Raw genomic sequence first — 25,660 nt, forward strand, 5'->3', positions numbered from 1 at the left:
TTACAGTCGGCGCAGGTGACAGGTGACTTCCTCGCGGTCATGGTAGAGCTGCTTGCAGCCAATGCTCGCTTTGACCCCCCTTTCGGCAAGCCCGTCGGCGATGCGTTCCAGTAACCGCTTGACCTCGGAATAGCGCTGCTTCATTGGCAGCTTCAGGTTGACCACGGCCTCACGACACAGGCCTTCCCCTATCCAGGTTTCCAGCAGCGCCGCGTTTTTCGCAGGTTTTTCGACGATATCGCAAACCATCCAGTTCACCGGGCGCTTGGGGCGGAAGGCAAAGCCATCGGCGCGGTAATGGCCAACCAGGCCGGATTCGAGCAGTTCCTCGTTCATGGGCCCGTTGTCGACCGCCATCACCTCTATCTCGCGGTTGACCAGCTGCCAGGTCCAGCCCCCCGGTGAGGCACCGAGGTCGACGGCCGTCATGCCGGGCGCAAGGCGATCGTCCCATTGCTCGCGCGGTATGAAGTGATGCCAGGCTTCTTCGAGTTTCAGCGTGGAGCGGCTCGGCGCTTGGCGCGGGAACTTCAGCCGCGGTATGCCCATGGGCCACATGGCGCTGTTGTCTGCCTCGGCCAGACCAACGAAAACCTCCCTGCCGCTCCTGAACGTCAGCAGCAGCCGTGGTCCCTGGCTGCCCTCCTTCAATCGCCCGGCCTTCTCCAAGGCCTTGCGCAAGGGGGCTTCGAACTTGCGGCAGAAGTTCGACAGCTCTTTGCCATCGTTGGTATCCAACACTTCCAGCCACAGACTGCCGAACACTGGCATGGCTTTCAGCCGATCGAGCAGTACGCCGATCCGGTCGGTTTCCGGAAGCGCCAGCCATTCGCCACGCGCCCACTGGCGGGGAAATATGAGCCGTGAAAAACGCACCCCGCGCATCAGGCGCTCCGGCCCAGATGCGTCGCTACAGATGAATTCGGCACAAGCACTGTCAGCTTTCGCCTTGGCGTAGCCGGACACATCGAGGCGAGCCGCCTGGTCGCTGATTTCCGAACAAACTTCGCTCTCGAAACCGGGACGGCAATGCAGCAGCAATGTATTCATGGTACGAACCCTGTAGGCGGCGCAAAGCGCATCGGTGCAGGTGGGCCTGCGACAAAAGCCGCACATGATAGCCGACTGGGGAACCACGGGCTTGCTGGTTCGGTCCAGTGAAGAGTTGCAGGAATCGTTTGCACCGCGGCAAGCGGCGCCTTTGCGCCGCTGCAAAACAGCTGCCGCGGTCCGACTCTCGCACTTCGCCATTTCGATTGGCGGCCAGTTTCGTGGCGAATCATTTCGCCAGGGGCTAGGTTCAAAGAACGCTCCCTACTCATTCAGCCCGACCGTGCGGGCACAAGGAGAGACGAATGCCATCCCTGGACAGCCTGAATTGCCGTCGCAGCCTCGACGTAAACGGCAAGACCTATCATTACTACAGCCTCCCAGAAGCGGCTAAGCAGCTGGGCGACATCAGCCGTTTGCCGACCTCACTCAAGGTGCTGCTGGAAAACCTGCTGCGCTGGGAAGATGACGTGACGGTTCGCGCCGATGACTTCAACTCGCTGGCGGTGTGGCTCAAGACGCACACCTCCGAGCGCGAGATCCAGTACCGCCCGGCGCGGGTACTGATGCAGGACTTCACCGGCGTACCTGCGGTCGTCGACCTCACCGCCATGCGTGACGCGGTCTCCCGCGCGGGCGCTGATCCACAGCGGATCAACCCGCTGTCGCCGGTCGACCTGGTCATCGACCACTCGGTGATGGTCGACCGCTTTGGCACTGACAGCGCGTTCGAGCAAAACGTGGACATCGAGATGCAGCGCAACGGCGAACGGTATGAGTTCCTGCGCTGGGGCCAGCAGGCCTTCGACAATTTCCGTGTGGTACCGCCGGGCACCGGCATCTGCCACCAAGTGAACCTCGAATATCTGGGCCAGGTCGTCTGGACCAAGGAGGAGAACGGCGAAACCATCGCCTATCCCGACACCCTGGTCGGCACCGACTCGCACACGACGATGATCAACGGCCTTGGCGTGCTGGGCTGGGGTGTAGGGGGTATCGAGGCGGAAGCGGCGATGCTCGGCCAGCCGGTCTCGATGCTGATCCCGGAAGTGATCGGCATGCGCCTGACCGGAAGGCTCAACGAAGGCGTGACTGCCACCGATCTGGTGCTGACCGTGACGCAGATTCTTCGCAAGCATGGCGTGGTGGGCAAATTCGTCGAGTTCTTTGGTCCCGGTCTGGATCATCTCCCGCTCGCCGACCGCGCCACCATTGGCAACATGGCACCCGAATACGGCGCGACCTGCGGTTTCTTCCCGGTGGACCAGGTCACCATCGACTACCTGCGCCTGACCGGTCGTGACGAAGATCGCATTGCGCTGGTCGAGGCCTATAGCAAGGCCCAGGGCATGTGGCGCGACAGCAACTCGCCGGACCCGGTCTTCACCGCCACGCTGGAACTGGATCTGGCCGACGTCAAACCATCGCTGGCCGGTCCGAAGCGTCCGCAGGACAGGGTAACGCTCGGCGACATCGGCGCGAATTTCGATCTGCTCCTGGAAACCAGCGGCAAGACGCAGCAGATCGACTCATCATTCCCGGTTACCGGCGAAGAGTATGGCCTTAAGCATGGCGCCGTGGTGATTGCAGCCATTACCTCCTGCACCAACACCTCCAACCCGAACGTGCTCATGGCCGCTGGCCTGGTGGCCAAGAAAGCGCTGGAGCGGGGCCTCAAGCGTGCACCCTGGGTGAAGTCCTCGCTGGCCCCCGGCTCCAAGGTCGTCACCGATTACCTTGAACGCGCCGGGTTGACCACCTACCTCGACCAGCTCGGCTTCAATCTGGTCGGCTACGGGTGTACCACCTGCATCGGCAACTCCGGCCCTCTCCCAGAGGCCATTGGCCAGGCCATCACCGACAACGATCTGGTGGTGTCCTCGGTGCTGTCCGGCAATCGTAACTTCGAAGGCCGTGTACATCCGCTGGTCAAGGCCAACTGGCTGGCTTCGCCGCCGCTGGTCGTGGCGTTCGCCCTGGCCGGCACCACGCGAATCGACATGGACAAGGATCCGATCGGCTACGACGAACAGAACCAGCCGGTCTATCTCAAGGACATCTGGCCGACCAGCGCTGAAGTGGACGAAGCGGTCAGCAAGATTGACGGGGAGATGTTCCGTACGCGCTACGCTGACGTTTTCAGTGGCGACGAGCACTGGCAGTCCATCGAATTCACCGAAGGCGATACTTACACATGGAATAACAATTCCAGCTATGTACAGAACCCGCCGTTCTTCGAAGACATCGGGCAACCCCTGACGCCGCCGGTGGATGTCGAGAACGCGCGCATCCTGGCGCTGTTCGGCGATTCCATTACCACTGACCACATCTCCCCGGCGGGCAACATCAAGGCCAGCTCCCCGGCCGGTGTCTACCTGCAGGAGCTGGGCGTGCAACCGGAGGACTTCAACTCCTACGGTTCCCGTCGTGGCAACCATGAAGTGATGATGCGCGGTACATTCGCCAACATCCGCATCAAGAACGTGATGCTCGGCGGCGAGGAAGGCGGCGACACGCTGTACCAGCCCAGCGGTGAGCGTATGTCGATCTATGACGCTGCCATGCGTTATCAGAACGAAGGCGTGCCGCTGGTGGTCATTGCCGGCAAGGAATACGGCACCGGGTCCAGCCGCGACTGGGCTGCGAAGGGCACCAACCTGCTCGGCGTCAAGGCTGTCATCGCCGAGAGCTTCGAGCGAATCCATCGTTCGAACCTGATCGGCATGGGTGTTCTGGCGTTGCAGTTCGTAGGCGACCAGACTCGGCAATCACTGGGCCTGACCGGCAACGAAAAACTGTCGATCCGCGGCCTGAGCGCCGACATCAAGCCCCGCGAGCTGCTGACCGTCGAGGTCGAACGCGCCGACGGCGAACGCGACAGCTTCCAGGTGCTCTGCCGCATCGACACCCTCAATGAGGTTCAATACTTCAAGGCCGGCGGCATCCTGCACTATGTACTTCGCCAGCTGATCGAAGGCTGACAGAGGAGCATCAAGCGTTGCTACCAAGCCCGTTGCAGCGGACCTGCAACGGGCTTTCTTGTGCCGCGCGGGCGAGCCAGCGGTAAGCTGCTTTCTCTGTGTATGGAGCAGACCCAGCGAAGCTGGAGACTCTGGTGGTTGCGGCTTCAGCTATATGAGTCGATCGCTCTGCAGAAACGCCGCGATGGCATCTGCTGTGCTGTCGAGATGTTGCTTGTGGGTCAGCCCTGAGCGTTTCAAGGGTTTGAGGTCGTGGTCCGCGGCAGTCAGCCACTCAAGCCTGATCGTCGGAGACAAGTCATAGCTGGCGACGGTCTCGCGATTGCCCAGCGCATCACGCTCACCTTGGACAATTAGGGTAGGCGTGCGCAGTCCGGCCAGATGCGCCACCCGGGGTTTCTCGGGTTTGCCTGCCGCATAAAAGGGATAGCCGAGGCAGATCAGCGCGTTAGCCGCCAGTTCGTCGGCGAGCAGACTTGCCATTCTTCCGCCCATGGACTTGCCCCCGATCGCCAGACGCCCTGCGGCTTGCTGTCGCACCAGTGCGTACGCGTCCCGCCATTGCTGCAACAGCTGGGCCTGGGGGTTGGGTGGGCGCCTGCGTCCGCTAATCCGGCGCTCGGCCATGTAGGCGAACTCGAAGCGAAACACTGCAACAGCCCGCGCCACAAGGCGTTCTGTCATCTCCTGCATGAACGAGCTGTCCATCGGCGCCCCCGCTCCATGCGCCAGAATCAGGCTTGCGAGAGTCACGCCTTCCGGCCGATCGGCCCGGACGAATGGAATTTCACCGGACCGTACGCATTGATCAGCGTCAATACCGGCCATTTGCCCTTTCCCCATGCTTGCTCCCGCTTTCTATCGAAAGATCTGACTGCTTACGCGCGACAAAAAAACTGCTCATTACCCGTGGATGGAAGCCCATACATGAACACAGCAACCAGTACCGCCTACGACTACAAGGTGGTCCGCCAATTCGCCATCATGACGGTGGTGTGGGGAATCGTCGGGATGGGGCTCGGCGTTTTCATCGCAGCACAATTGGCCTGGCCTTTCCTGAACTTTGACCTGCCCTGGACCAGTTTCGGTCGTCTACGCCCCCTGCACACCAACGCGGTGATCTTCGCCTTTGGTGGTTGTGCATTGTTCGCGACGTCCTACTACTCGGTACAGCGCACCTGTCAGACCACCCTGTTCGCACCCAAACTGGCTGCGTTCACCTTCTGGGGCTGGCAGCTGGTCATCCTGCTCGCCGCGATTTCCCTGCCGCTGGGTTTCACCAGTTCCAAGGAATATGCCGAACTGGAATGGCCGATCGACCTGTTGATCACAGTCGTCTGGGTCGGCTACGCCATCGTCTTCTTTGGCACCCTGGCCACCCGCAAGGTCAAGCACATCTATGTCGGCAACTGGTTCTTCGGTGGCTTTATCCTGACCGTGGCCATCCTGCATATCGTCAACAACCTGGAGATTCCGGTCACGGCGATGAAGTCCTATTCGCTGTACTCGGGCGCGACCGACGCCATGGTTCAGTGGTGGTACGGCCACAACGCGGTAGGTTTCTTCCTGACCGCGGGCTTCCTCGGGATCATGTACTACTTCGTGCCGAAGCAGGCCGAGCGTCCGGTGTATTCCTATCGCCTGTCGATCGTCCACTTCTGGGCGCTGATCACCGTCTACATCTGGGCCGGCCCGCACCACCTGCACTACACCGCCCTGCCGGATTGGGCGCAGAGCCTGGGAATGGTGATGTCGCTGATTCTGCTGGCACCAAGCTGGGGCGGCATGATCAACGGCATGATGACCCTGTCGGGCGCCTGGCATAAGCTGCGCAGCGACCCGATCCTGCGCTTCCTGGTGGTATCGCTGGCGTTCTACGGCATGTCGACCTTCGAAGGTCCGATGATGGCGATCAAGACCGTCAACGCCCTGTCCCACTACACCGACTGGACCATCGGCCACGTACACGCCGGCGCCCTCGGCTGGGTGGCGATGGTTTCTATCGGCGCGCTGTATCACCTGATCCCAAAAGTTTTTGGCCGCGCCCAGATGCACAGCATTGGCCTGATCAACGCGCATTTCTGGCTGGCGACCATCGGCACCGTGCTCTACATCGCCTCGATGTGGGTCAACGGCATCGCCCAGGGCCTGATGTGGCGCGCTATCAACGAAGACGGCACCCTCACCTACTCCTTTGTCGAAGCGCTTGAAGCGAGTCATCCAGGCTTCGTGGTGCGGATGATCGGCGGTGCGATCTTCTTCACCGGCATGCTGCTGATGGCCTACAACACCTGGCGCACCGTGAGTGCTGCCAAACCGGCCGAATACGACGCCGCCGCGCAGATCGCCTGAGGAACCGAGAGATGAAGAAGCACGAGATACTCGAAAAGAACGTCGGTCTGCTGACCCTGTTCATGATCCTCGCGGTGAGCATCGGCGGCCTGACCCAGATCGTTCCGCTGTTCTTCCAGGATGCGGTCAACGAACCGGTCGAGGGCATGAAGCCCTACACCGCGCTGCAACTTGAAGGCCGTGACCTGTACATCCGTGAAGGCTGCGTGGGCTGCCACTCGCAGATGATCCGCCCGTTCCGCGCCGAAACAGAGCGCTATGGCCACTACTCTGTTGCAGGTGAAAGCGTCTACGACCACCCCTTCCTGTGGGGCTCCAAGCGCACCGGTCCGGACCTGGCCCGCGTCGGTGGTCGCTACTCGGATGACTGGCATCGCGCGCACCTGTACAACCCGCGCAACGTGGTGCCCGAGTCGAAGATGCCGTCCTACCCCTGGCTGGTAGAGAGCACCCTCGATGGCAAGGACACCGCCAAGAAGATGTCGGCTCTTCGCGCAGTGGGCGTTCCGTACAGCGACGAGGAAATCGCTGCCGCAGGCGAAAGTGTCAAGGGAAAAACCGAGATGGACGCCCTGGTCGCCTATCTGCAGGTACTGGGCACGGCGCTGCAGAACAAGCGCTGAGCCGGGCACTGTCACTGAAAACGGCGCGATCGACGCGCCTGGGATCAAATCGCGGACAGCCCGGAGAAAGTCGGGCTGCCCAGGAGTAGCACATGAGTACGTTCTGGAGTGGATACATCGCCCTGCTGACGCTGGGCACCATTGTCGCTCTGTTCTGGTTGATCTTCGCCACGCGCAAGGGCGAAGCAGCCGGCATGACCGATAAAACCATGGGGCATTCCTTCGACGGCATCGAGGAGTACGACAACCCCCTGCCGAAGTGGTGGTTCATGCTGTTCATCGGCACCCTCCTGTTCGGCATTCTGTACCTGGTGCTCTATCCCGGTCTGGGTAACTGGAAAGGCGTGCTGCCGGGCTACGAGGACGGCTGGACCCAAACCAAGGAATGGCAGCGCGAGGTTGACCAGGCGGAGGCCAAGTTCGGCCCGATCTTTGCCAAATATGCCGCCATGAGCGTGGCACAGGTTGCGCAGGATGAACGGGCCCTGAAAATCGGCGGCCGGCTGTTTGCGAACAATTGCGCCGTCTGCCACGGCTCCGACGCCAAGGGCGCAAATGGCTTCCCGAATCTGGCTGACAATGAATGGCGCTGGGGCGGCGACGCTGAAACTATCAAGACCACCATTCTTCACGGCCGTGTAGCCGCCATGCCGGCCTGGGGGCCGGTGATCGGCGAAGAAGGCGTGAAAAACGTGGCGGCCTACGTACGCAACGGGCTGGCCGGGCTGCCTCTGCCGGAAGGCAACGATGCGGACGTGGCGGCTGGAGCGCAGGTGTTCGCGCAGAACTGCGCTGTCTGTCACGGTGCCAATGGTCAGGGAACAGCTGCCATGGGCGCTCCGCAACTGACCAGCGCAGCGGGCTGGATCTACGGATCGAGCCTGCCGCAGCTGCAGCAGACTATCCGTCATGGCCGCAATGGACAGATGCCTGCGCAGGAACCCTACCTGGGCAACGACAAGGTGCACTTGCTCGCCGCCTATGTATACAGTCTGTCGCAGAAGCCCGAACATCTCGCCAAGCAATAAAGCCATGCAGGGCGGTGCAACGCGCCGCCCTGTTCTGAATCAAAAAATGCCCCAAAAAGCCGCAGTGCGACGCTCTGTCGCACACCGGTCGAGCGATCATCGCTTGGCCTGTAAAGGCTGACCCTTCTATATTTCCCCCCACTCGCCGAACTACGCAGAATTACAAGGCGAAACTCTCGATTCGACACATCGGCCTGATGTGTAAAACGACCCTGCAAAAAGCATGGAAAACGCTTGGGATCAGGGTCCGAACGGCACGAGATGGCCTGGGCCTTGATTGCATTGCCCCCCTCCTTTCTCCATACTTGCCGCCGTTTTTGCCCCCTGAAATGCCATTAGCGTGGAAGCCTTGCATGAGCACAGCAATAAGTGAGACTGCATATAACTATAAGGTGGTTCGCCAATTCGCCATCATGACGGTGGTGTGGGGAATTATCGGGATGGGTCTGGGCGTTTTCATCGCCGCACAGCTTGTGTGGCCTGAACTCAACTTCGACCTGCCGTGGACAAGCTTCGGCCGTCTGCGTCCGCTGCATACCAACGCGGTCATTTTCGCCTTTGGCGGATGCGCATTGTTTGCCACCTCCTACTACGTCGTTCAGCGCACCTCGCAGGCGCGGCTGTTCTCCGACGGCCTTGCCGCCTTTACCTTCTGGGGTTGGCAGGCAGTCATCGTACTCGCGGTGATTACCCTTCCGCAGGGCTTCACCAGCTCCAAGGAATACGCCGAACTGGAATGGCCGATCGATATTCTGATCACCCTCGTCTGGGTCAGCTATATCGCGGTGTTCTTCGGCACCATCCTGAAGCGCAAGGCACGTCACATCTATGTGGGCAACTGGTTCTTCGGCGCCTTTATCCTGGTGACGGCGATGCTGCATATCGTCAACAACCTTGAAGTGCCGGTGACCCTGTTCAAGTCATACTCGATCTACTCGGGCGCGACCGACGCCATGGTTCAGTGGTGGTACGGCCACAACGCGGTAGGCTTCTTCCTGACCACCGGCTTCCTCGGAATGATGTATTACTTCGTCCCGAAGCAGGCAGGTCGCCCGGTCTATTCGTACCGTCTGTCCATCGTGCACTTCTGGGCGCTGATCACCCTGTACATCTGGGCCGGTCCGCACCACCTGCACTACACCGCACTGCCTGAATGGGCTCAGAGCCTGGGCATGGTGATGTCGATCATTCTCCTTGCGCCAAGCTGGGGCGGCATGATCAACGGCATGATGACCCTGTCTGGCGCCTGGCATAAGCTGCGCACCGATCCGATCCTGCGCTTCCTCGTGGTCTCGCTGGCGTTCTACGGCATGTCGACCTTCGAAGGTCCGATGATGGCCATCAAGACCGTCAACGCCCTGTCCCACTACACCGACTGGACCATCGGCCACGTTCACGCCGGCGCCCTCGGTTGGGTCGCGATGATCACCATCGGCTCCATGTACCACCTGATTCCTAAGGTGTTTGCCCGCGAGCAGATGTTCAGCATTGGTTTGATCAATGCGCATTTCTGGCTGGCGACCATCGGCACCGTGCTCTACATCGCCTCGATGTGGGTCAACGGCATCACCCAGGGTTTGATGTGGCGCGCGATCAACGAAGACGGCACCCTCACCTACTCCTTTGTCGAGGCACTGGAAGCCAGCCACCCAGGCTTCATTGTCCGGGCACTGGGCGGTGCATTCTTCCTCACCGGCATGCTGCTGATGGCCTACAACACCTGGCGCACCGTTCGTGTATCCAAGGCGTCCGAACTCGACGCTGCGGCACAGATCGCCTGAGGAAACGGATAGATGAAGAATCACGAAATACTCGAAAAGAACGTCGGTCTGCTGACCCTGTTCATGATCCTTGCGGTAAGCATCGGCGGCCTGACCCAGATCGTTCCGCTGTTCTTCCAGGACGCCGTCAACGAGCCGGTCGAGGGCATGAAGCCCTACACCGCGCTGCAGCTCGAAGGCCGCGACCTGTACATCCGTGAAGGCTGCGTGGGCTGCCACTCGCAGATGATCCGTCCGTTCCGCGCCGAAACCGAGCGTTATGGTCACTACTCGGTCGCAGGTGAAAGCGTCTACGACCACCCCTTCCTGTGGGGCTCCAAGCGCACCGGTCCGGACCTGGCCCGCGTCGGTGGACGCTACTCGGATGACTGGCATCGCGCGCACCTGTACAACCCGCGCAACGTGGTGCCCGAGTCAAAGATGCCGTCCTATCCCTGGCTGGTGGAGCACAGTCTTGATGGCAAGAACACAGCCAAGAAGATGGAAGCCTTGCGTAGCGTAGGTGTGCCTTACACCGAGGAAGACATCGCCGGTGCCAAGGATGCGGTAAAGGGCAAGACCGAGATGGACGCCCTCGTCGCCTACCTGCAAGTACTTGGCACTGCACTCACCAACAAACGGTAACGCACCATGGAAATCGGGACTCTTCGCGGTCTGGGCACCATTCTGGTTTTCGTCGCTTTCATTGGCGTCGTGCTCTGGGCCTACAGCAGCAAGCGCAAGAAAAGTTTTGACGAAGCAGCCAACCTGCCCTTTGCGGATGAGCCCGAGGCCAAGAAGCGTGATGAAGAAGCTTCCAGGAGTAAGAAATAAATGACCTCGTTTTGGAGTTGGTACATCACCCTGCTGAGCCTGGGCACCATTGCTGCCCTGGTCTGGCTGCTGCTCGCAACTCGCAAGGGACAACGCCACGACAGCACCGAAGAAACCGTCGGCCATTCCTATGACGGCATCGAGGAATACGACAACCCGCTTCCGCGCTGGTGGTTCATGCTGTTCGTCGCCACAGTGATCTTTGCCCTCGGCTATCTGGCGCTCTACCCTGGCCTGGGCAACTGGAAAGGCATGCTGCCCGGCTATGAAGGCGGGTGGACCCAGGTCAAGGAATGGCAGCGTGAAGTGGACAAGGCCAACGAACTGTATGGACCGCTTTACGCGAAGTTCGCCTCGATGCCGGTCGAGGAAGTCGCTCAGGATCCGCAGGCGCTGAAGATGGGTGGACGACTGTTTGCTTCCAACTGCTCCGTCTGCCACGGCTCCGATGCCAAAGGCGCCTATGGCTTCCCCAACCTGACCGACCATGACTGGCTGTGGGGCGGTGAGCCGGAAACCATCAAGACGACCATCCTTGGCGGGCGCCAGGCAGCAATGCCGGCATGGCGTGACGTGATTGGCGAAGAAGGCATCCGTAACGTTGCCGGCTATGTGCGCAGCCTGTCCGGTCGCGATACCCCTGAGGGTATAAGCGTCGACATTGAGCAGGGTCAAAAAATCTTCGCAGCCAACTGTGTAGCCTGTCATGGACCTGAAGGGAAAGGCACCCAGGCCATGGGCGCACCGAACCTGACCGATAACGTCTGGCTTTACGGCTCGAGCTTCGGACAGATTCAGCAGACCCTGCGTTATGGTCGCAACGGTCGTATGCCAGCGCAGGAAGCGAACCTTGGCAACGACAAGGTGCACCTGCTGGCAGCCTATGTGTACAGCCTTTCACAAAAGGCGGAGAACTGATCGGCGAGCATCGGGAGCGACCCTCGGTCGCACCTGACGCCAAACATCGGGGCGTACCATTCGCAGCAGGTCTGAAATCGATCCCGGTAGGCACGCACCGCCGGGACACTCACCCAACGCCGTGGTACACACTCGATGACTGAGCAAATCCCCGTTCATGATGTAACTCCTCCGGCCAAGGTCAACGCGTCAGCCGATCTCTACGCGGCGCGTGAAAAGATCTACACCCGCGCCTTTACCGGCCTGTTTCGCAACCTGCGACGGGTTGGTGGTGCACTCCTGTTCGTCCTCTACTTCGGCACCGTTTGGCTTAACTGGAACGGGCGGCAGGCTGTCTGGTGGGACTTGCCCGAGCGCAAGTTCTATATCTTCGGCGCCACGTTCTGGCCGCAGGACTTCATTCTGCTGTCTGCACTGCTGATCATCTGCGCCTTCGGACTGTTCTTCATCACGGTATTCGCCGGGCGTGTCTGGTGCGGCTATACCTGTCCGCAGAGCGTATTCACCTGGGTGTTCATGTGGGCCGAAAAGATCACCGAAGGTGACCGCAACCAGCGTATGAAGCTGGACAAGGCGCCAATGAGCCGCAACAAGTTTTTTCGCAAGCTTGCCAAGCACGCTATCTGGCTGGCGGTTTCCCTCGCGATCGGCATCACGTTCGTCGGTTACTTCACCCCGATCCGCGAGCTCGTGCCGGATCTGCTGACTTTCCAGGTCGGCGGCTGGGCGGCGTTCTGGGTCGCTTTCTTTACATTGGCGACCTATGGCAACGCCGGCTATTTGCGCGAGCAGGTGTGCATCTATATGTGCCCCTACGCACGGTTCCAGAGCGTTATGTTCGACAAGGACACACTGATCGTTTCCTACGATCCGCGCCGTGGTGAGCGGCGTGGTCCTCGCAAGAAGGATGCAGACTACAAGGCCATGGGCCTCGGGGACTGCATCGATTGCACGATGTGCGTACAGGTCTGCCCCACAGGCATCGACATCCGCGACGGCCTGCAGATCGAATGCATCGGTTGCGCTGCCTGCATCGACGCCTGTGACACCATCATGGATAAGATGAACTACCCACGCGGACTCATCAGCTACACCACCGAGCACAACCTGTCTGGTCAGAAAACTCATCTGGTCCGGCCCCGCCTGATCGGCTACGCCGTCGCGCTGGTCGCCATGATGGGCGTCTTCACCTACGCCGTGAGCGATCGCGCACTGGTCAAGCTCGACGTGCTCAAGGACCGCGTGCTCTACAGGGAAAACGAGCAGGGCCGGATCGAAAACGTCTATACGTTGAAAGTCATGAACAAGGCGCAGAACGAGCAGACGTTTGTCATAGAAGCGTCTGGTCTGGATGGCCTGAAGTACGAAGGGCGCAGCGAAGTTCAGGCGGCAGCAGGTGAGCTGGTCACCATACCCGTCGAGCTTTCGGTTGCACCCGAAAAGCTCCCATCGAGTACGAACGAAATCGTCTTTCATATCCGTTCGGCTGATGACCCCACCATCGAGGACGAATCGGAAAGCCGCTTCATCGGCCCCAGCATTCGTTGAACAGGTAGTACATGAACGCATCTTCCGATAGTGAAAACAGCCGTTGGTACAAACAGTTCTGGGCCTGGTTCGTAATCGGCATCCTGTTGATGTCGGTGGTTCTCGGCACCACCATGCTAACCATCGCGATCCGCAACGCCGATTCGCTGGTCGCCGACAACTACTACGACGCTGGCAAGGGAATCAACCAGTCGCTGGATCGTGAAAAGCTCGCTGAGCGTCTGCAGGTCCAGGCAACGCTTGTGCTCAACGATGAGCGCGGGCTCGCCGAGCTTCAGTTGTCTGGCGATACGCGCCCACAACAATTGGTGCTCAACCTGCTTTCCCCTACCCAGCCCGAGCGTGACCGCCGTATCGTGCTGCAGCCGCAGGGCGACGGCTTCTATCAGGGACAGATGCAGGAGCCAGTCAGCGGGCGGCGCTTTGTCGAGCTGCTCGGGCGCGAAGGCGAGCAGGACTGGCGGCTTTTCGAGGAAATGGATGTCACCGGTGGGCAGACCCTCGATCTGAACTACTGATTCTCGATGTCGAGCCCCCTCCCCTGTTATCACTGCGGTCTTCCTGTTCCGGCCGGGAGCAACTATCACGCGCGCGTGCTCAATGAGACGCGTGCGATGTGCTGCCCTGGATGCCAGGCAGTCACCGAAGCGATAGTCAAGAGCGGGCTGGAAAGCTACTACTTGCACCGCAGCGAGGCGTCGACCAACCCGGACGCCCTGCCGCAGGCCCTCAACGAGGAACTGGCGCTGCTTGACCGCAAGGATGTCCAGCAGCCCTTCGTTGACCATCAAGGAGAACTGGCCAGCACAGCACTGATGATCGATGGCATCAGTTGCGCCGCTTGCGGCTGGCTGATCGAACGACATCTGCGCACCCTCGACGGAGTGGTCGAGGCAAGCCTGAACCTTTCCAACCATCGCTTGCGGGTACGCTGGAGCGACGCCACTTTACCCTTGAGCGAGCTGCTTGCTGAGCTGCGACGCATTGGTTATGCCGCCCATCCTTATCAGGCTGATCAGGCTGCTGAACGGCTGGCCCGGGAGAACCGCCGGAGCATGCGGCAGCTTGGTGTGGCAGGCCTGCTCTGGATGCAGGTAATGATGGCCACAATGGCGACCTGGCCAGAGTTCAACATCGACCTTTCGCCTGGCATGGCCAGTATTCTGCGCTGGACCGCGCTGCTGCTGACCACGCCCATCGTCTTCTATTGCTGCACGGATTTTTTCAGGGGCGCCCTGCGCGACGTGCGAACGCGCCACCTGACCATGGACGTCTCGGTCTCGCTGGCCATTGGTGGTGCTTATCTGGCCGGCATCTGGTCAACCGTGACCGGGCAAGGCGAGCTCTACTTCGATGCGGTGGGGATGTTCGCACTGTTCCTGCTGGCCGGACGGTTTCTCGAACGGCGTGCACGGGAACGTACGGCTGCTGCGACAGCGCAGCTGGTCAACCTTCTGCCCGCATCCTGTTTAAGACTCGACAGCCACGGCCACACCTCGCGAATCTTGCTCAGCGAGCTGCGGCTTGGTGATCGTGTGCTGGTCCAGCCTGGCTCGCTGATCCCCGCCGACGGCATGATTCTGGACGGGCAGTCCAGTATCGATGAATCCGTACTCACGGGAGAATACCTCCCGCGGGCCAGAAGCGCCGGTGACAGCGTAACAGCGGGAACCCTTAACGTTGAGGGTACGCTCACGCTGCAAGTACAGGCGCTCGGCGACGATACGCGCCTATCCGCTATTGTTCGCCTGCTCGAGCGCGCCCAGTCGGACAAGCCGCGCCTCGCCGAGCTTGCCGACCGTGTCGCCCAATGGTTCCTGCTGGTGGTGCTGATCACTGCCGCCGTGGTGGGAATCGTCTGGTGGCAGATCGACCCACAGCGCGCTTTCTGGATCGTTCTGGCCTTGCTGGTCGCTACCTGCCCTTGCGCCTTGTCCCTTGCGACCCCTACTGCACTGACCACAGCCACGGGCACACTGCACAAGCTCGGTCTGCTGCTGACCCGGGGTCACGTTCTGGAGGGCCTCAACCATATCGACACGGTGATATTCGACAAGACCGGCACGCTTACCGAAGGTCGCCTTACGCTCAGGGACATCATCCCGCTGTCCGACCTGAACGCGGACAGCTGCCTCGAGCTGGCGGCGGCGCTGGAGAACCGCTCCGAGCACCCGATTGCCAAGGCGTTCGGTCGTGCGCCCCTGGCAGCAGAGGCGGTCGAGAGCGTGCCCGGGCTCGGCCTGCAGGGCTCGGTAGCAGGACGAGCGCTTCGCATCGGCCAGCCAGACTTCGTTGCGGCCGGCTATGCAGGTGCAGCGCCTAGCATCCCGGGTGATCAAGGGCAGTGGCTGCTGCTTGGCGATGCCAATGGCCCACTGGCCTGGCTGGTCCTGAACGATCGTCTGCGTGCCGATGCCGCTGCCCTGGTGCAGGCCTGCCAACGCCGCGGCTGGCGTACGCTGCTGCTGTCCGGGGACAGCTCACCGATGGTGGCCGACATTGCACGGCAACTGGGTATCCAGGAGGCCCTGGGCGGCCTTACGCCCGCAGACAAGCTCGCCCATCTGCAGCGGCTTCAGGGCAAAGGCCACCGGGTCCTGATGCTTGGCGACGGGGTGAACGACGTTCCCGTCCTGGCCGCCGCTGACATCAGCGTGGCCATGGGTTCCGCGACCGATCTGGCAAAGACCAGCGCCGACGCGGTGCTATTGTCCAACCGCCTCGACAGCGTGGTTCAACTGTTTGGCGTCGCTCGCCGCAGCCGACGCATCATTATCGAGAACCTCGCCTGGGCGACACTCTACAACGGCCTGGTGTTGCCCTTTGCGGCCATTGGCTGGGTAACCCCGCTATGGGCCGCACTCGGCATGTCGGCCAGCTCGTTGCTTGTGGTGTTGAACGCGTTAAGGTTGACGCGCTTACCATCGCCCGGAAAAGCCGACAGCTCCAACAGTCTGGCCTAGGACGATCGACAGACCCTCGCCTGGCAGCCCCTTTGCTGATGCACCACCGGAGGTTACATGGCCGCACTCTATATCTTGATTCCCGTCGCCGTCGTGCTGGTGGCGCTGGCGATCTGGGTGTTTTTCTGGGCAGTGGACAGCGGCCAGTACGATGACCTCGACGGTCCCGCGCACAGCATCCTGTTCGATGATGAAGACCCGAAGCATAAAGCGGGAATCGAGGAAGCCGACCAGGAAAAAGACGGGGAGAAACCGCATCGTGATTGATCTGTTGCCCTTGCTGGTCTCCGCCCTGGTGCTTGGCTTGCTGGGCGGCGGACATTGTCTGGGCATGTGTGGCGGCCTGATGGGGGCGCTGACCATGGCAATTCCGGCAGAACAGCGGAGCAGGCGCTTGCGCCTTCTGGTCGCCTACAACCTCGGGCGTGTCCTCAGCTATGCAACCGCCGGGCTTGTTCTTGGTCTGGCCGGGTGGGCGGTGGCCAACAGCCCCGCAGCCATGGCGTTGAGGGTCATCGCAGCGCTGCTGCTCATCAGCATGGGGCTTTATCTGGCCGGCTGGTGGAGCGGACTGACACGGGTTGAGGCGCTGGGCCGGGGCTTGTGGCGGCGTATACAACCTTTCGCCAGCCGGCTGATGCCTGTCAGGACCGTACCGCGGGCGTTGTTGCTCGGCGCGTTGTGGGGTTGGCTACCTTGCGGCCTGGTATATAGCACCTTGCTCTGGGCAGCCAGTCAGGGCGACGCCACCGACAGCGCGCTGCTGATGCTGGCGTTTGGCATAGGTACCTGGCCGGTACTGTTGGCGACCGGCCTGGCCGCCGAACACCTGACCGCCCTGCTGCGCAAACGTGGCGTGCGGACACTGGGCGGCATCACGGTGATGCTGTTCGGCTTGTGGACCTTGCCAGGCCCCCACCAGCAATGGCTGATGGGCCACAGCGCTTCATCGACCGCCCAACAGCAGTCTGCCGGCGAGCACCAGCATCAGCACCACTGATCTAATCTCAAGCCGGGCTGCGGCGAAAGGTCGAAAGCAGCCCAAGCCTGGATGCGGGGTTCAAAGTCCGGGTTCTTTCGGCAGCTGACGCTTGTGCTCTGACTTGTCATAGGTATCGATGATGATACGAGCCGCCTCTTCGGGTATCTCGCGCCCCTGCAGGAAAGCGTCGATGTTTGCGTAGGTGACCCCATGCGCCGCCTCATCCGGCTTGCCTGGGGAGAGCTCCTCTAGATCGGCAGTGGGTACTTTCTTCACCAGCTGCTCAGGTGCGCCCAGTGCAGCTGCGATTTCTCGCACCTGGCTCTTGACCAGGCCTGCCAACGGGGTGAGATCGCAGGCACCATCGCCAAACTTGGTAAAGAAGCCCATCACGGCTTCGGCTGCATGATCGGTCCCGATGACAAGGCCCTGACGCGCATTGGCGATGGTGTATTGCGCCACCATGCGCATCCGCGCCTTGGTGTTGCCGAGTACAAAATCACGTTTTTCCGGTGTCAGCGCATCGAGCGCCTCGGTCGCTCGCGACAGGCCCTGCACGGCTGCACCGATGTTCACGGTGTGGCATTCGTCCGGCTTGATCGTGTCGACGGCCAGCTGCGCCTCGTCTTCATCATGTTGCACCTGGTAAGGCAGGCGTACCGCAATGAAACGATAGTCGTCCCCCTCGCCCGCGGCGCGCATGCCCTCGACGGCTCGCTGTGCAAGCAGGCCCGCGGTTGTCGAATCGACTCCGCCACTGATGCCCAGCACGAGGGTTTTCAGCCCCGACTCACGCAAGCAGTTCTGGATGAAAGTGATGCGCCGGTCGATTTCGGCCTGGACGGATGCTGGCCCGTCAAAAGGCGGCCGGACGTTGAGGGCGGCAGCGATTTCTTGCTGGCGGCTTTGCATGGGTTTCTCCTATCCGATTAACGATGCGGTTCAGGGCTTGGACTCGCCATCCGACCACAATTCGCCAAATAAATCTCCCCCCGCGTGCCGCTGGTCTGCGGCAGGGGCGCAGGGGCCCGACTGGTTTGATACAGGTCAAGTCCGCGCGCCAACCCGCCGCCTAGAATCCGGTCACTGCAGTCAACCCGAGAACACCCGATGCTCGACGTCATCCGCTGGAACGCTGATCTGATCAATCGCTACGATCTGGCCGGACCGCGCTACACCTCGTACCCGACTGCACTTCAGTTCAACGGTAGCGTGGGCTCGTTCGACCTGCTGCATGCCCTGCGTAGCAGTCGCCAAACCGTTCGCCCTCTCTCGCTGTACGTCCATGTGCCGTTCTGCGCAAACGTCTGCTATCACTGCGGTTGCAACAAGGTGATCACCAAGGATCGAGGCCGGTCCCTTCCTTATCTGGAGCGTCTGGAAAAGGAAATCGAAATGGTCGCCTGCCACCTCGGGCCGGACCAGATTGTCGAGCAACTTCATCTGGGCGGCGGCACGCCCACCTTCCTGAGCCACGACGAGTTGCGACGGCTCATGGCGCACCTGCGCAAGCACTTCCACCTGCAGGACGATGACCACGGAGATATCAGCATCGAGATCGATCCCCGCGAGGCAGACTGGCCGACCATGGGCCTGTTGCGCGAGCTTGGTTTCAATCGCGTAAGCATCGGCGTACAGGACCTGGATCCAGACGTGCAGCGCGCGATCAATCGCATGCAAACCCTTGAACAGACACAGACGATCATAGAGGCGGCACGCACGCTCCAGTATCGCTCCATCAATATCGATCTGATCTATGGGCTGCCGCGGCAAACCCCGGCAGGCTTCACAAGGACGATCCAGGAAGTGATTGCCCTGCAACCCGACCGCGTCTCCGTGTTCGGTTATGCTCACCTTCCTGAGCGATTCATGCCGCAGCGACGCATAAATGTCGCAGACCTGCCGACCCCAGCCGACAGGCTGGCAATCCTGCAAAACAGCGTGGAACAGCTAACCGATGCTGGCTATCGCTATATCGGCATGGACCATTTCGCTCTCCCCGACGACGAGCTGGCCATGGCGCAGGAAGACGGGACCCTGCAACGCAACTTCCAGGGTTATACGACCCATGGCCATTGCGACCTGATCGGCCTGGGTGTGTCTGCGATCAGCCAGATCGGCGGGGTCTATTGTCAGAACAACAGCGATATAACCCTCTACCAGCAATCGCTGGACCAGGGCCAGCTTGCGACGGTACGCGGCTTGCGCTGCAACGAGGACGACAGGATCCGGCGTGAAGTAATCCAGAGGCTGATCTGCGATTTCGAGTTGCAGTTCGAACCCATCGAACACCGCTTCAAGATCGACTTCCGGCATTACTTCAATACGGCATGGCCTGCGCTGCAACAGATGGCCGACGACGGGCTGATTCTGCTGGGCGACGCTGGGATCACCATATTGCCAGCGGGACGACTATTGGTACGCGCTGTGTGCATGCAGTTCGATCATTACCTGCCCGAACACAGACACCAGCAACTTTCTCGGGTCATCTGAGCGCCCGGTATCTGCTATTTGATCAACTGCGACGCCAGTGCAATTGGCTGAGCGGCTTGCCTGGGTTAACCTTGCACATCCAGTAAGGTTTTTCCGGGAACCCCTAATGTCCGAGTCGATCAAGGTCCGCACGCAGCGGCAAGCGCACTGCAAGGATTGCAGTCTTTCCGGCCTGTGCCTGCCTCTTTCGCTGAACATGCAAGACATGGAAGCCCTTGACGACATCGTCAAGCGTAGTCGCCCGCTAAAGAAAGGCGAAATGCTGTTTCGCCAGGGCGACGCCTTCAGTTCGGTATTTGCCATTCGTTCCGGCGCCTTGCGTACATTCAGCGTCACTGATGCCGGTGAAGAACAGATCACCGGCTTCCATCTTCCCAGCGAGATGGTGGGGCTTTCGGGCATGGATACCGAGGCCTACCCGGTTTCGGCGCAGGCGCTGGAAACCACGTCCGTTTGCGAAATCCCGTTCGAACGTCTTGATGAATTGAGCGTGTTGCTGCCGCAGCTGCGCCGCCAGCTGATGCGCATCATGAGCCGTGAGATTCGCGACGATCAGCAGATGATGCTGTTGCTGTCCAAGAAGACCGCAGACGAGCGAATTGCTACCTTTCTGATCAACCTGTCGGCGCGTTTCAGTGCGCGCGGTTTCTCGGCCAACCAGTTCCGCCTGCCAATGTCACGCAATGAGATCGGCAGTTTTCTGGGGCTGGCCGTGGAGACCGTTTCGCGAGTCTTCACACGTTTCCAGGCAAACGGGCTGATCGAGGCCGAGGGAAAGGAAGTTCGTATCCTCGACTCCATCCAACTATGCGCCCTGGCGGGCGGCAACATGGACGCCTGACGCAGATGATTTTCGACGAGTTCTCGATCAAGACATTGATTCGTCCGGTGCCGGACTTTCCCAGTAAGGGCGTGGTTTTTCGCGATATCACTCCCTTGCTGCAGTCACCCAAGGCACTGCGCATGGTTGCAGACAGCCTCATTCAGCGCTATGTCGAAACCGACTTTACCCATGTCGGCGCCCTGGATGCGCGCGGCTTCATCATCGGATCGATCATTGCCTACGAGTTGAATCGTCCGCTGATCCTGTTCCGCAAGAAAGGCAAGCTGCCTGCCGATGTGCTTGCCCAGGCCTATCGCACCGAGTACGGCGAAGCCTTCCTGGAAGTCCACGCCGACAGCTTGTGCGAGGGCGATTCCGTGCTGCTGCTCGACGATCTCATCGCCACTGGCGGCACCTTGATCGCCGCCGCTCAGCTCGTTCGACGCATGGGCGCGCAGATATACGAAGCTGCGGCCATTATCGATCTTCCGGAACTTGGCGGATCGCGCAAGCTTCAGGATATGGGAATCCCCACCTTCACCCTCACTGCGTTCGGGCTGAACGAGCGCTAGGATGCGCTTCGGTCTAGCCCGTCCTGCAGCTTGGCTTGTCATGCTGCTCTTTTGCTCGTCGGCCATGGCTTTGGACCGCAATTCACTGCTCGACGACGCCAACCTGCTGCTTTTTCCACGCGAGCGGGCCTTACCTAGCCTGCAGCTCGTAGATGAAAAAGGCGCGACCTTCTATACCGATTCGCTTCACGGTCGATGGCACCTAATGTTCTTCGGCTTTACCGCCTGTCCAGATATCTGCCCTACGACCCTCAGTGACATGCGCCGCCTCTTCGCCGACCTTCCGGGGGACATTCGCAAGCAGTTGCAACTTGTGCTGATCAGCGCCGATCCGGCCCGCGATACGCCCGAAGCGCTGCGGAACTACCTGGCTTATTACCGCGCAGGGTTCATGGGACTGACCGGTGATATGGCGCAGCTGCTTGCCTTGTCCAAAGCACTGGGGCTACCGATTGTTCCGCCACAGCCGACCAGCGGGAACTATACCGTCGCTCACAGCGGCAATATTGCGATCGTCGCGCCCAACGGCAAGTTACGAGGCTACATCCGCAGCCCATTGAAACTGGATGCGCTCAGCCAGGCGTTGCCACAGCTGATCGAGGCTGACTGATACCCGCTTAATGGCAGTCGAGAGAATCAGCCAAAACATAGGCTTGAAACGCAACCTCGTCGATCCAGTGCTGCACGACTTCGGCAAGCCGTGCCCGCCCCTCTTCACCGGCCAGTACGCTCTCGATTTGCTTGCGCAGTGCAGGATCGATGGCGTCGAGCCGCAGTGTCACAGCAGAATTCTCAAGCGCAGGCAGTAGCCGGCTGTAGCGTTGCCATTCAGGCAATTCGGCGATCTGCTCCAACAGCACTCGATCAGCTACCACCGCCTCGCATTCGCCGAGCTTCAGGCCTATCAAGGCCTGCGCCGCACTTGGGTAACGGCGAACCAACCCGCCGAAGCGGGACATGGATGTCTCATGAGGACTGCCCGCCTCCAGGCAAACCGCTTGGCCTGCAAGATCGGACCAACTTTCCGGACCTGCTTGGGCTGAAGTCAACGCAGCCGCTTCACTGCTGTAGTAAACAACCCCAGACGAGACAGCACCCAGTCGTAGATCAGGAGCGACACTGCCCGCCTCTTCCAGGGCGGATTCGCGGCCCAGCGCGTCGCCGAGCCGATAGAGCACGGACGCCTCGAACCCTTCTGTTACCAGTTCGGTTTCAGAAGCCTTGAGGGGCCGATACTCGCCGACAAGCACTGCAGACAAGGGCGCTGCCAACGAGCCCAGCGGCATTGCCAGCAACATCGCTAGTAGATGCGTCGCTAAGCGCTTCACGGCCTGACCTGTCAGACGTACTGGTAGCGAAGCATGCGCTGCTTGAATTTTTCCAGCACCACCTGATCGATCAAGGTAGCCAGGATCGCAATGACCAGTATGTTCATCATCACCCCGGCCATGTCTGCGATTTCGCCGGAGTAGGCCAGCGAGCGCCCCAAACCCTGTCCGAAGCCGATCAGCATTTCTGCCGAGATCAAGGCGCGCCAGGCGTTACCGAATGCCAGCTGGGCGCCGGTAATCAATTCCGGCATCACTGCAGGCAGGTATACGCGCTTGAGCAACTGCCAGCGAGACGCGCCCATCACCCGCGCCGCTGCGACATGGACAGGCTGGACACTTTCGGTGGCGTTCATCACCGAGAGCGCCATGGGAAAGAACGCGGCCAGCGCGACGACGACGATGATCGGCAGGTTGCCAAAGCCCATCACAATGAGAAACAGCGGAACCCAGGCAATGGATGGGATGGACTGGAGGATGACAATGGCCGAGCGCAGGATCTCGCGAAAGAAGAACAAGACTCCGCCGACCAGGCCAAAACCGATCCCAAAAAGCAGCGCGAAGCTGTACCCGCTTCCCAGCCGGCTCATGCTGCCGTAAAGGCCATCGCGGAACTCGGGCTCTTGCACCGTGGCGAACAGGCGCTCGAAAACAGCCGGCACACCTGGCATCAGGAACGCAGGCAGGCTCCATGCAGCGGCCTGCCAGATCAGCAGGATGAACAATACCGCCAGTGCCACGGCGAGGTATTTTTTCGGCCCGGCAAGACGACGTCCCTGGCTCATCAGTGGCCTACCTCGGTCTTGATGCCCAGCAGTCGCAGAATCTCGCGACGCTCGGCGGCGAATTCGGACAGGTCATGACTCTTCTCGCAATGTGTCATGTTGAAGGTCTTCAGTACGCGCGCGGGCCGTGCGCTGAACACCAGGATGTGGTCAGCCAGGTAAAGCGCCTCGTCGACGTCATGGGTTACCAGCAGAACAGTTGGCTGATGTTCGGCGATCAGCTCGCGCAATACATCCTGCAATGCCATTCGCGTCAGTGCATCCAGCGCGCCAAAGGGCTCATCCAGCAGCAACACCTCGGGCTTGGCAATGAATGCCCGAGCCAAAGCGGTGCGCTGACGCATGCCGCCCGAGACCTGGTGCGGATAGTAGTGCTCGAAGCCATCGAGGCTGACCCGCTCGAGCCAAACCTTCGATTGCTCGAAAGCGCTCGCCTTGTCGACGCCCTGAAGTTCGAGTGCCATGGCAACGTTCGCCTGCAGCGACAGCCACGGGTATAGGGCATGCTCCTGAAACACCAATGTTCGGCGAGGGCTCGGCCCTGGAATCTTCTTGCCATCAGCAAGCACACGGCCCGCAGTAGGGTTTTCCAGACCGGCAACCAGATGCAACAGTGTGGACTTGCCACAGCCAGAGGGTCCAACCAGGGCTACCAGCTCGCCCTGGGCGAACTCGCCGTTGAAGCCTTTTATGACTTCCAGCTGGCCGAAATGCTTGTCTACTTCTTCAAACCTGAGCTGCATAACGCTTTGAAGACCTCGTGAACAACCCCTTTAGCGGGCGGAATGACTGCCCGGCACTTTGGCCGGGCGGTCTGTTGCGGGTTAGCCGACGCGCTTAGAGTTCACGGGCCTGCTGCCAGGACAGATCGAGAATCGCACTGGTATCGAAGGGCTTGCCGTCGCGAGTCTTCAAGGAACCGAGCTCCTGGAGGATGTTCGCCAGCTCCTGGATACGTGCCAGGTCTTCGCTGCCGAGCTTCGAGCTGAACGTCTGGGTGGCAATGGCTTCTTCGATCACCACTTCACGAGCAAGCTCGCCGCGATTGAGGGTCTTGAGCGTCGGCTCGGCGATAAAGTAGTCGGCAATCAGCTTGGCCGCTTCAGCTGGCTGGTTTTCCAGCAGATCGATCGCCTCGCGCTGGGCATCAAGGGACTTCCAGACAGCATCCTTGCGGGTTTCAAGGGTTTTGCCCGAAGTAATCACCACCATGCAGGGGAATGGCCAGACCTCACCAATCTCGTAGACCTGCTTCACCGGAGCCACCAGTTGCGCGATCCGATCATAGGGCTCGAAGAGAAACGCTGCGTCCGCACGGCCGGACACCAGTGATTGCACGGCCACAGCCGGGCTGGTACCCATGATGTTCACCTCGCTGGGTGCCAGGCCGGCTGCCTTGAGCGTCACTCCACGCAACACGGCATCGGCCGTACTGCCTTCCTTTTGCGATACCAGCACATGGCCCTTCAGGTCCGCCACCTTCTCGATACCCGTTCCCTCGCGCGCAACGATGGAGTGATAACCCTGCTGAGCACCGCCGACCACCTTGAGGTCCGCCCCCTTGGATGCCCATGCGACTGCGTTGGTGAACCCGAGTACGCCTGTATCCAGCTGCCCGCCAACGATGGCCTTGATCAGGTCAGTGCCGGAACTGAACTCGACCAACTCGACATCAAGGCCGTGCTTCTTATACATCTCGCCTTCATACGCGACCATCGCCTGTGCATCGTCCATCACTCGGATGTAGCCGACTTTGAATTTCTCCTGTGCCTGCGCGAAAGCGCTGACCAACAACAGGGCGGGAACCAGCCAGAGTTTTACTTTCATCATTACCTCACGCTATCTAGGCATGCAGAAGACCAGCCATATAACCCAATAAACGGGGTATATGTGCATTGGTTATTGATCATTAGTGGCTTAGAACTTTACACGAATATCTCGAGCGCCGGCACTTGTTAGCAGCGATAAGCTGCTAACTGCTGGCTATAAAGGCATCGTTAGCGAGGCTGGCGGCAGCATCAAAGCGTGATTGTTTTGCGTCCGGCAAAGGCGTGAGCCAGGGTGCCGCCGTCGACCAGATCGAGCTCACCGCCCAAGGGCACCCCATGAGCAATACGGCTAAGGGTCAGCCCCTTGGGAATCAACAGTTGGGCGATGTAGTGCGCGGTGGCCTCGCCCTCAACGGTCGGATTCGTCGCAAGAATGGCCTCGCTGAAACTGCCTTCAGCGACTCGCACCAGCAACTCCGGGATGCCGATGGCTTCCGGGCCGAGGCCGTCCAGCGGCGAAAGATGACCCTTCAAGACAAAATAACGCCCGCGAAAGCCGGTCTGCTCCACCGCAAACACATCCACCGGACTCTGTACGATACACAGCAGCGAGTCATCCCTGCGGGGATCGGCACACTGTGGACAGAGCTCGTCCTCGCTCAAGGTTCGACATTGCCGACAATAGCCCACCTCTTCCATTGCGCGGGTAAGCGACTGTGCCAACCGCAAGCCACCGCTGCGGTCGCGCTCGAGCATTTGCAGCGCCATCCGTTGAGCGGTTTTCTGACCGACGCCAGGCAGGACGCGCAGCGCATCGATAAGTTGGCGAATAAGGGGGCTGAAAGACATCA

At 60.4% G+C, this 25,660-nt stretch carries 25 protein-coding genes; 17 read left to right on the forward strand and 8 right to left on the reverse strand.

Features of this window, described 5'->3' with window-relative positions:
• Nucleotides 1-1,050 (reverse strand): 23S rRNA (cytidine(2498)-2'-O)-methyltransferase RlmM, encoded by a 1,050-nt coding sequence (gene rlmM, locus AC4LFW_RS08685; RefSeq protein WP_491818680.1) that lies wholly within the window; start codon nucleotides 1,048-1,050, stop codon nucleotides 1-3.
• Between the two features lie 305 nt (nucleotides 1,051-1,355).
• On the opposite strand from rlmM, the gene acnA reads away from it, so the two are divergent.
• Nucleotides 1,356-4,031, forward strand: coding sequence for an aconitate hydratase AcnA (acnA, locus tag AC4LFW_RS08690; protein ID WP_491818681.1), 2,676 nt, complete (start codon nucleotides 1,356-1,358; stop codon nucleotides 4,029-4,031).
• Nucleotides 4,032-4,181: 150 nt separating this feature from the next.
• Here acnA and AC4LFW_RS08695 read toward each other — a convergent pair whose 3' ends face one another.
• A complete protein-coding gene (locus AC4LFW_RS08695; RefSeq protein WP_491818682.1) occupies nucleotides 4,182-4,874 on the reverse strand; it encodes an alpha/beta family hydrolase in 693 nt (230 codons plus the stop codon).
• Nucleotides 4,875-4,958: 84 nt separating this feature from the next.
• Here AC4LFW_RS08695 and ccoN (AC4LFW_RS08700) point away from each other — a divergent pair, with 84 nt between their 5' ends.
• The 12 genes from ccoN (AC4LFW_RS08700) (at nucleotide 4,959) to AC4LFW_RS08755 (ending at nucleotide 17,057) form a co-directional block, all read left to right on the forward strand.
• Nucleotides 4,959-6,383 carry a cytochrome-c oxidase, cbb3-type subunit I gene (gene ccoN / locus AC4LFW_RS08700; RefSeq protein WP_491818683.1) on the forward strand — a complete coding sequence of 475 codons (1,425 nt, stop codon included), beginning with the start codon at nucleotides 4,959-4,961 and terminating at the stop codon, nucleotides 6,381-6,383.
• Nucleotides 6,384-6,394: 11 nt separating this feature from the next.
• Nucleotides 6,395-7,006: a cytochrome-c oxidase, cbb3-type subunit II gene (gene ccoO / locus AC4LFW_RS08705; RefSeq protein ID WP_491818684.1), complete on the forward strand. Its 612-nt coding sequence runs from the start codon at nucleotides 6,395-6,397 to the stop codon at nucleotides 7,004-7,006.
• Nucleotides 7,007-7,098: 92 nt separating this feature from the next.
• Nucleotides 7,099-8,034, forward strand: coding sequence for a cytochrome-c oxidase, cbb3-type subunit III (gene ccoP / locus AC4LFW_RS08710; protein ID WP_491818685.1), 936 nt, complete (start codon nucleotides 7,099-7,101; stop codon nucleotides 8,032-8,034).
• A gap of 353 nt (nucleotides 8,035-8,387) precedes the next feature.
• Entirely contained in the window at nucleotides 8,388-9,815 is a 1,428-nt protein-coding gene (ccoN, locus tag AC4LFW_RS08715) for a cytochrome-c oxidase, cbb3-type subunit I (protein ID WP_491818686.1), read from the forward strand.
• A gap of 12 nt (nucleotides 9,816-9,827) precedes the next feature.
• Nucleotides 9,828-10,439 carry a cytochrome-c oxidase, cbb3-type subunit II gene (gene ccoO / locus AC4LFW_RS08720; protein WP_491818687.1) on the forward strand — a complete coding sequence of 204 codons (612 nt, stop codon included), beginning with the start codon at nucleotides 9,828-9,830 and terminating at the stop codon, nucleotides 10,437-10,439.
• A gap of 6 nt (nucleotides 10,440-10,445) precedes the next feature.
• A complete protein-coding gene (locus tag AC4LFW_RS08725) occupies nucleotides 10,446-10,628 on the forward strand; it encodes a cbb3-type cytochrome oxidase subunit 3 (RefSeq protein ID WP_491818688.1) in 183 nt (60 codons plus the stop codon).
• Complete coding sequence (gene ccoP, locus AC4LFW_RS08730) at nucleotides 10,629-11,546, forward strand: cytochrome-c oxidase, cbb3-type subunit III (protein WP_491818689.1); 918 nt, start codon at nucleotides 10,629-10,631, stop codon at nucleotides 11,544-11,546.
• 135 nt (nucleotides 11,547-11,681) lie between these two features.
• Complete coding sequence (ccoG, locus tag AC4LFW_RS08735; protein ID WP_491818690.1) at nucleotides 11,682-13,094, forward strand: cytochrome c oxidase accessory protein CcoG; 1,413 nt, start codon at nucleotides 11,682-11,684, stop codon at nucleotides 13,092-13,094.
• 11 nt (nucleotides 13,095-13,105) lie between these two features.
• Nucleotides 13,106-13,612 carry a FixH family protein gene (locus AC4LFW_RS08740; protein WP_491818691.1) on the forward strand — a complete coding sequence of 169 codons (507 nt, stop codon included), beginning with the start codon at nucleotides 13,106-13,108 and terminating at the stop codon, nucleotides 13,610-13,612.
• A gap of 6 nt (nucleotides 13,613-13,618) precedes the next feature.
• The gene (locus tag AC4LFW_RS08745; protein WP_491818692.1) at nucleotides 13,619-16,057 is read left to right on the forward strand and encodes a heavy metal translocating P-type ATPase; all 2,439 of its coding nucleotides are present in this window, start codon (nucleotides 13,619-13,621) and stop codon (nucleotides 16,055-16,057) included.
• 57 nt (nucleotides 16,058-16,114) lie between these two features.
• Nucleotides 16,115-16,324 (forward strand): cbb3-type cytochrome oxidase assembly protein CcoS, encoded by a 210-nt coding sequence (ccoS, locus tag AC4LFW_RS08750; RefSeq protein WP_491818693.1) that lies wholly within the window; start codon nucleotides 16,115-16,117, stop codon nucleotides 16,322-16,324.
• Nucleotides 16,317-17,057 (forward strand): sulfite exporter TauE/SafE family protein, encoded by a 741-nt coding sequence (locus tag AC4LFW_RS08755; RefSeq protein ID WP_491818694.1) that lies wholly within the window; start codon nucleotides 16,317-16,319, stop codon nucleotides 17,055-17,057. Before ccoS ends, AC4LFW_RS08755 begins: the two co-directional genes overlap by 8 nt.
• 60 nt (nucleotides 17,058-17,117) lie before the next feature.
• Here AC4LFW_RS08755 and nadE read toward each other — a convergent pair whose 3' ends face one another.
• On the reverse strand, nucleotides 17,118-17,951 hold the full coding sequence (nadE, locus tag AC4LFW_RS08760) for an NAD(+) synthase (RefSeq protein WP_491818695.1): 834 nt from the start codon (nucleotides 17,949-17,951) through the stop codon (nucleotides 17,118-17,120).
• A 198-nt stretch (nucleotides 17,952-18,149) separates the two neighbouring features.
• Between nadE and hemN the strand changes: the two genes are divergently transcribed.
• The 4 genes from hemN (at nucleotide 18,150) to AC4LFW_RS08780 (ending at nucleotide 21,537) form a co-directional block, all read left to right on the forward strand.
• Nucleotides 18,150-19,532, forward strand: a complete 1,383-nt coding sequence (gene hemN / locus AC4LFW_RS08765; protein ID WP_491818696.1) for an oxygen-independent coproporphyrinogen III oxidase — start codon at nucleotides 18,150-18,152, stop codon at nucleotides 19,530-19,532.
• Nucleotides 19,533-19,638: 106 nt separating this feature from the next.
• Nucleotides 19,639-20,373, forward strand: coding sequence for a fumarate/nitrate reduction transcriptional regulator Fnr (gene fnr / locus AC4LFW_RS08770; protein ID WP_491818697.1), 735 nt, complete (start codon nucleotides 19,639-19,641; stop codon nucleotides 20,371-20,373).
• A gap of 5 nt (nucleotides 20,374-20,378) precedes the next feature.
• Nucleotides 20,379-20,927, forward strand: coding sequence for an adenine phosphoribosyltransferase (locus AC4LFW_RS08775; protein WP_491818698.1), 549 nt, complete (start codon nucleotides 20,379-20,381; stop codon nucleotides 20,925-20,927).
• A 1-nt stretch (nucleotide 20,928) separates the two neighbouring features.
• Nucleotides 20,929-21,537 carry an SCO family protein gene (locus AC4LFW_RS08780; RefSeq protein ID WP_491818699.1) on the forward strand — a complete coding sequence of 203 codons (609 nt, stop codon included), beginning with the start codon at nucleotides 20,929-20,931 and terminating at the stop codon, nucleotides 21,535-21,537.
• Nucleotides 21,538-21,544: 7 nt separating this feature from the next.
• On the opposite strand, the gene AC4LFW_RS08785 is transcribed toward AC4LFW_RS08780, so the two are convergent.
• The 5 genes from AC4LFW_RS08785 to recR form a co-directional block, all read right to left on the reverse strand.
• Nucleotides 21,545-22,255 carry a type 2 periplasmic-binding domain-containing protein gene (locus AC4LFW_RS08785; RefSeq protein WP_491818700.1) on the reverse strand — a complete coding sequence of 237 codons (711 nt, stop codon included), beginning with the start codon at nucleotides 22,253-22,255 and terminating at the stop codon, nucleotides 21,545-21,547.
• A gap of 11 nt (nucleotides 22,256-22,266) precedes the next feature.
• Nucleotides 22,267-23,040 carry an ABC transporter permease gene (locus AC4LFW_RS08790; RefSeq protein WP_491818701.1) on the reverse strand — a complete coding sequence of 258 codons (774 nt, stop codon included), beginning with the start codon at nucleotides 23,038-23,040 and terminating at the stop codon, nucleotides 22,267-22,269.
• Nucleotides 23,040-23,783 carry an ABC transporter ATP-binding protein gene (locus AC4LFW_RS08795; RefSeq protein WP_491818702.1) on the reverse strand — a complete coding sequence of 248 codons (744 nt, stop codon included), beginning with the start codon at nucleotides 23,781-23,783 and terminating at the stop codon, nucleotides 23,040-23,042. The genes AC4LFW_RS08790 and AC4LFW_RS08795 overlap by 1 nt, the downstream gene beginning before the upstream one ends.
• Nucleotides 23,784-23,877: 94 nt before the next feature.
• Nucleotides 23,878-24,867: an ABC transporter substrate-binding protein gene (locus tag AC4LFW_RS08800; protein WP_491820182.1), complete on the reverse strand. Its 990-nt coding sequence runs from the start codon at nucleotides 24,865-24,867 to the stop codon at nucleotides 23,878-23,880.
• Between the two features lie 191 nt (nucleotides 24,868-25,058).
• Nucleotides 25,059-25,658, reverse strand: a complete 600-nt coding sequence (gene recR / locus AC4LFW_RS08805) for a recombination mediator RecR (protein WP_491818703.1) — start codon at nucleotides 25,656-25,658, stop codon at nucleotides 25,059-25,061.
• Between the last annotated feature and the right edge of the window lie 2 nt (nucleotides 25,659-25,660).

This window comes from Stutzerimonas sp. C6.4V (assembly GCF_058536345.1).

What these genes read in the sequence shown, in the direction of transcription:
- hemN (WP_491818696.1), top strand. Translation starts at nt 18,150, where the DNA reads ATGCTCGACGTCATCCGCTGGAACGCTGATCTGATCAATCGCTACGAT.
- AC4LFW_RS08800 (WP_491820182.1), bottom strand. Translation starts at nt 24,867, where the DNA reads ATGAAAGTAAAACTCTGGCTGGTTCCCGCCCTGTTGTTGGTCAGCGCT.
- AC4LFW_RS08775 (WP_491818698.1), top strand. Translation starts at nt 20,379, where the DNA reads ATGATTTTCGACGAGTTCTCGATCAAGACATTGATTCGTCCGGTGCCG.
- AC4LFW_RS08745 (WP_491818692.1), top strand. Translation starts at nt 13,619, where the DNA reads ATGTCGAGCCCCCTCCCCTGTTATCACTGCGGTCTTCCTGTTCCGGCC.
- AC4LFW_RS08795 (WP_491818702.1), bottom strand. Translation starts at nt 23,783, where the DNA reads ATGCAGCTCAGGTTTGAAGAAGTAGACAAGCATTTCGGCCAGCTGGAA.
- ccoS (WP_491818693.1), top strand. Translation starts at nt 16,115, where the DNA reads ATGGCCGCACTCTATATCTTGATTCCCGTCGCCGTCGTGCTGGTGGCG.
- ccoO (WP_491818684.1), top strand. Translation starts at nt 6,395, where the DNA reads ATGAAGAAGCACGAGATACTCGAAAAGAACGTCGGTCTGCTGACCCTG.
- AC4LFW_RS08725 (WP_491818688.1), top strand. Translation starts at nt 10,446, where the DNA reads ATGGAAATCGGGACTCTTCGCGGTCTGGGCACCATTCTGGTTTTCGTC.
- ccoG (WP_491818690.1), top strand. Translation starts at nt 11,682, where the DNA reads ATGACTGAGCAAATCCCCGTTCATGATGTAACTCCTCCGGCCAAGGTC.
- ccoO (WP_491818687.1), top strand. Translation starts at nt 9,828, where the DNA reads ATGAAGAATCACGAAATACTCGAAAAGAACGTCGGTCTGCTGACCCTG.
- ccoN (WP_491818683.1), top strand. Translation starts at nt 4,959, where the DNA reads ATGAACACAGCAACCAGTACCGCCTACGACTACAAGGTGGTCCGCCAA.
- fnr (WP_491818697.1), top strand. Translation starts at nt 19,639, where the DNA reads ATGTCCGAGTCGATCAAGGTCCGCACGCAGCGGCAAGCGCACTGCAAG.
- AC4LFW_RS08780 (WP_491818699.1), top strand. Translation starts at nt 20,929, where the DNA reads ATGCGCTTCGGTCTAGCCCGTCCTGCAGCTTGGCTTGTCATGCTGCTC.
- AC4LFW_RS08695 (WP_491818682.1), bottom strand. Translation starts at nt 4,874, where the DNA reads ATGGGGAAAGGGCAAATGGCCGGTATTGACGCTGATCAATGCGTACGG.
- acnA (WP_491818681.1), top strand. Translation starts at nt 1,356, where the DNA reads ATGCCATCCCTGGACAGCCTGAATTGCCGTCGCAGCCTCGACGTAAAC.
- ccoN (WP_491818686.1), top strand. Translation starts at nt 8,388, where the DNA reads ATGAGCACAGCAATAAGTGAGACTGCATATAACTATAAGGTGGTTCGC.
- AC4LFW_RS08790 (WP_491818701.1), bottom strand. Translation starts at nt 23,040, where the DNA reads ATGAGCCAGGGACGTCGTCTTGCCGGGCCGAAAAAATACCTCGCCGTG.
- ccoP (WP_491818689.1), top strand. Translation starts at nt 10,629, where the DNA reads ATGACCTCGTTTTGGAGTTGGTACATCACCCTGCTGAGCCTGGGCACC.
- AC4LFW_RS08740 (WP_491818691.1), top strand. Translation starts at nt 13,106, where the DNA reads ATGAACGCATCTTCCGATAGTGAAAACAGCCGTTGGTACAAACAGTTC.
- nadE (WP_491818695.1), bottom strand. Translation starts at nt 17,951, where the DNA reads ATGCAAAGCCGCCAGCAAGAAATCGCTGCCGCCCTCAACGTCCGGCCG.
- rlmM (WP_491818680.1), bottom strand. Translation starts at nt 1,050, where the DNA reads ATGAATACATTGCTGCTGCATTGCCGTCCCGGTTTCGAGAGCGAAGTT.
- recR (WP_491818703.1), bottom strand. Translation starts at nt 25,658, where the DNA reads ATGTCTTTCAGCCCCCTTATTCGCCAACTTATCGATGCGCTGCGCGTC.
- ccoP (WP_491818685.1), top strand. Translation starts at nt 7,099, where the DNA reads ATGAGTACGTTCTGGAGTGGATACATCGCCCTGCTGACGCTGGGCACC.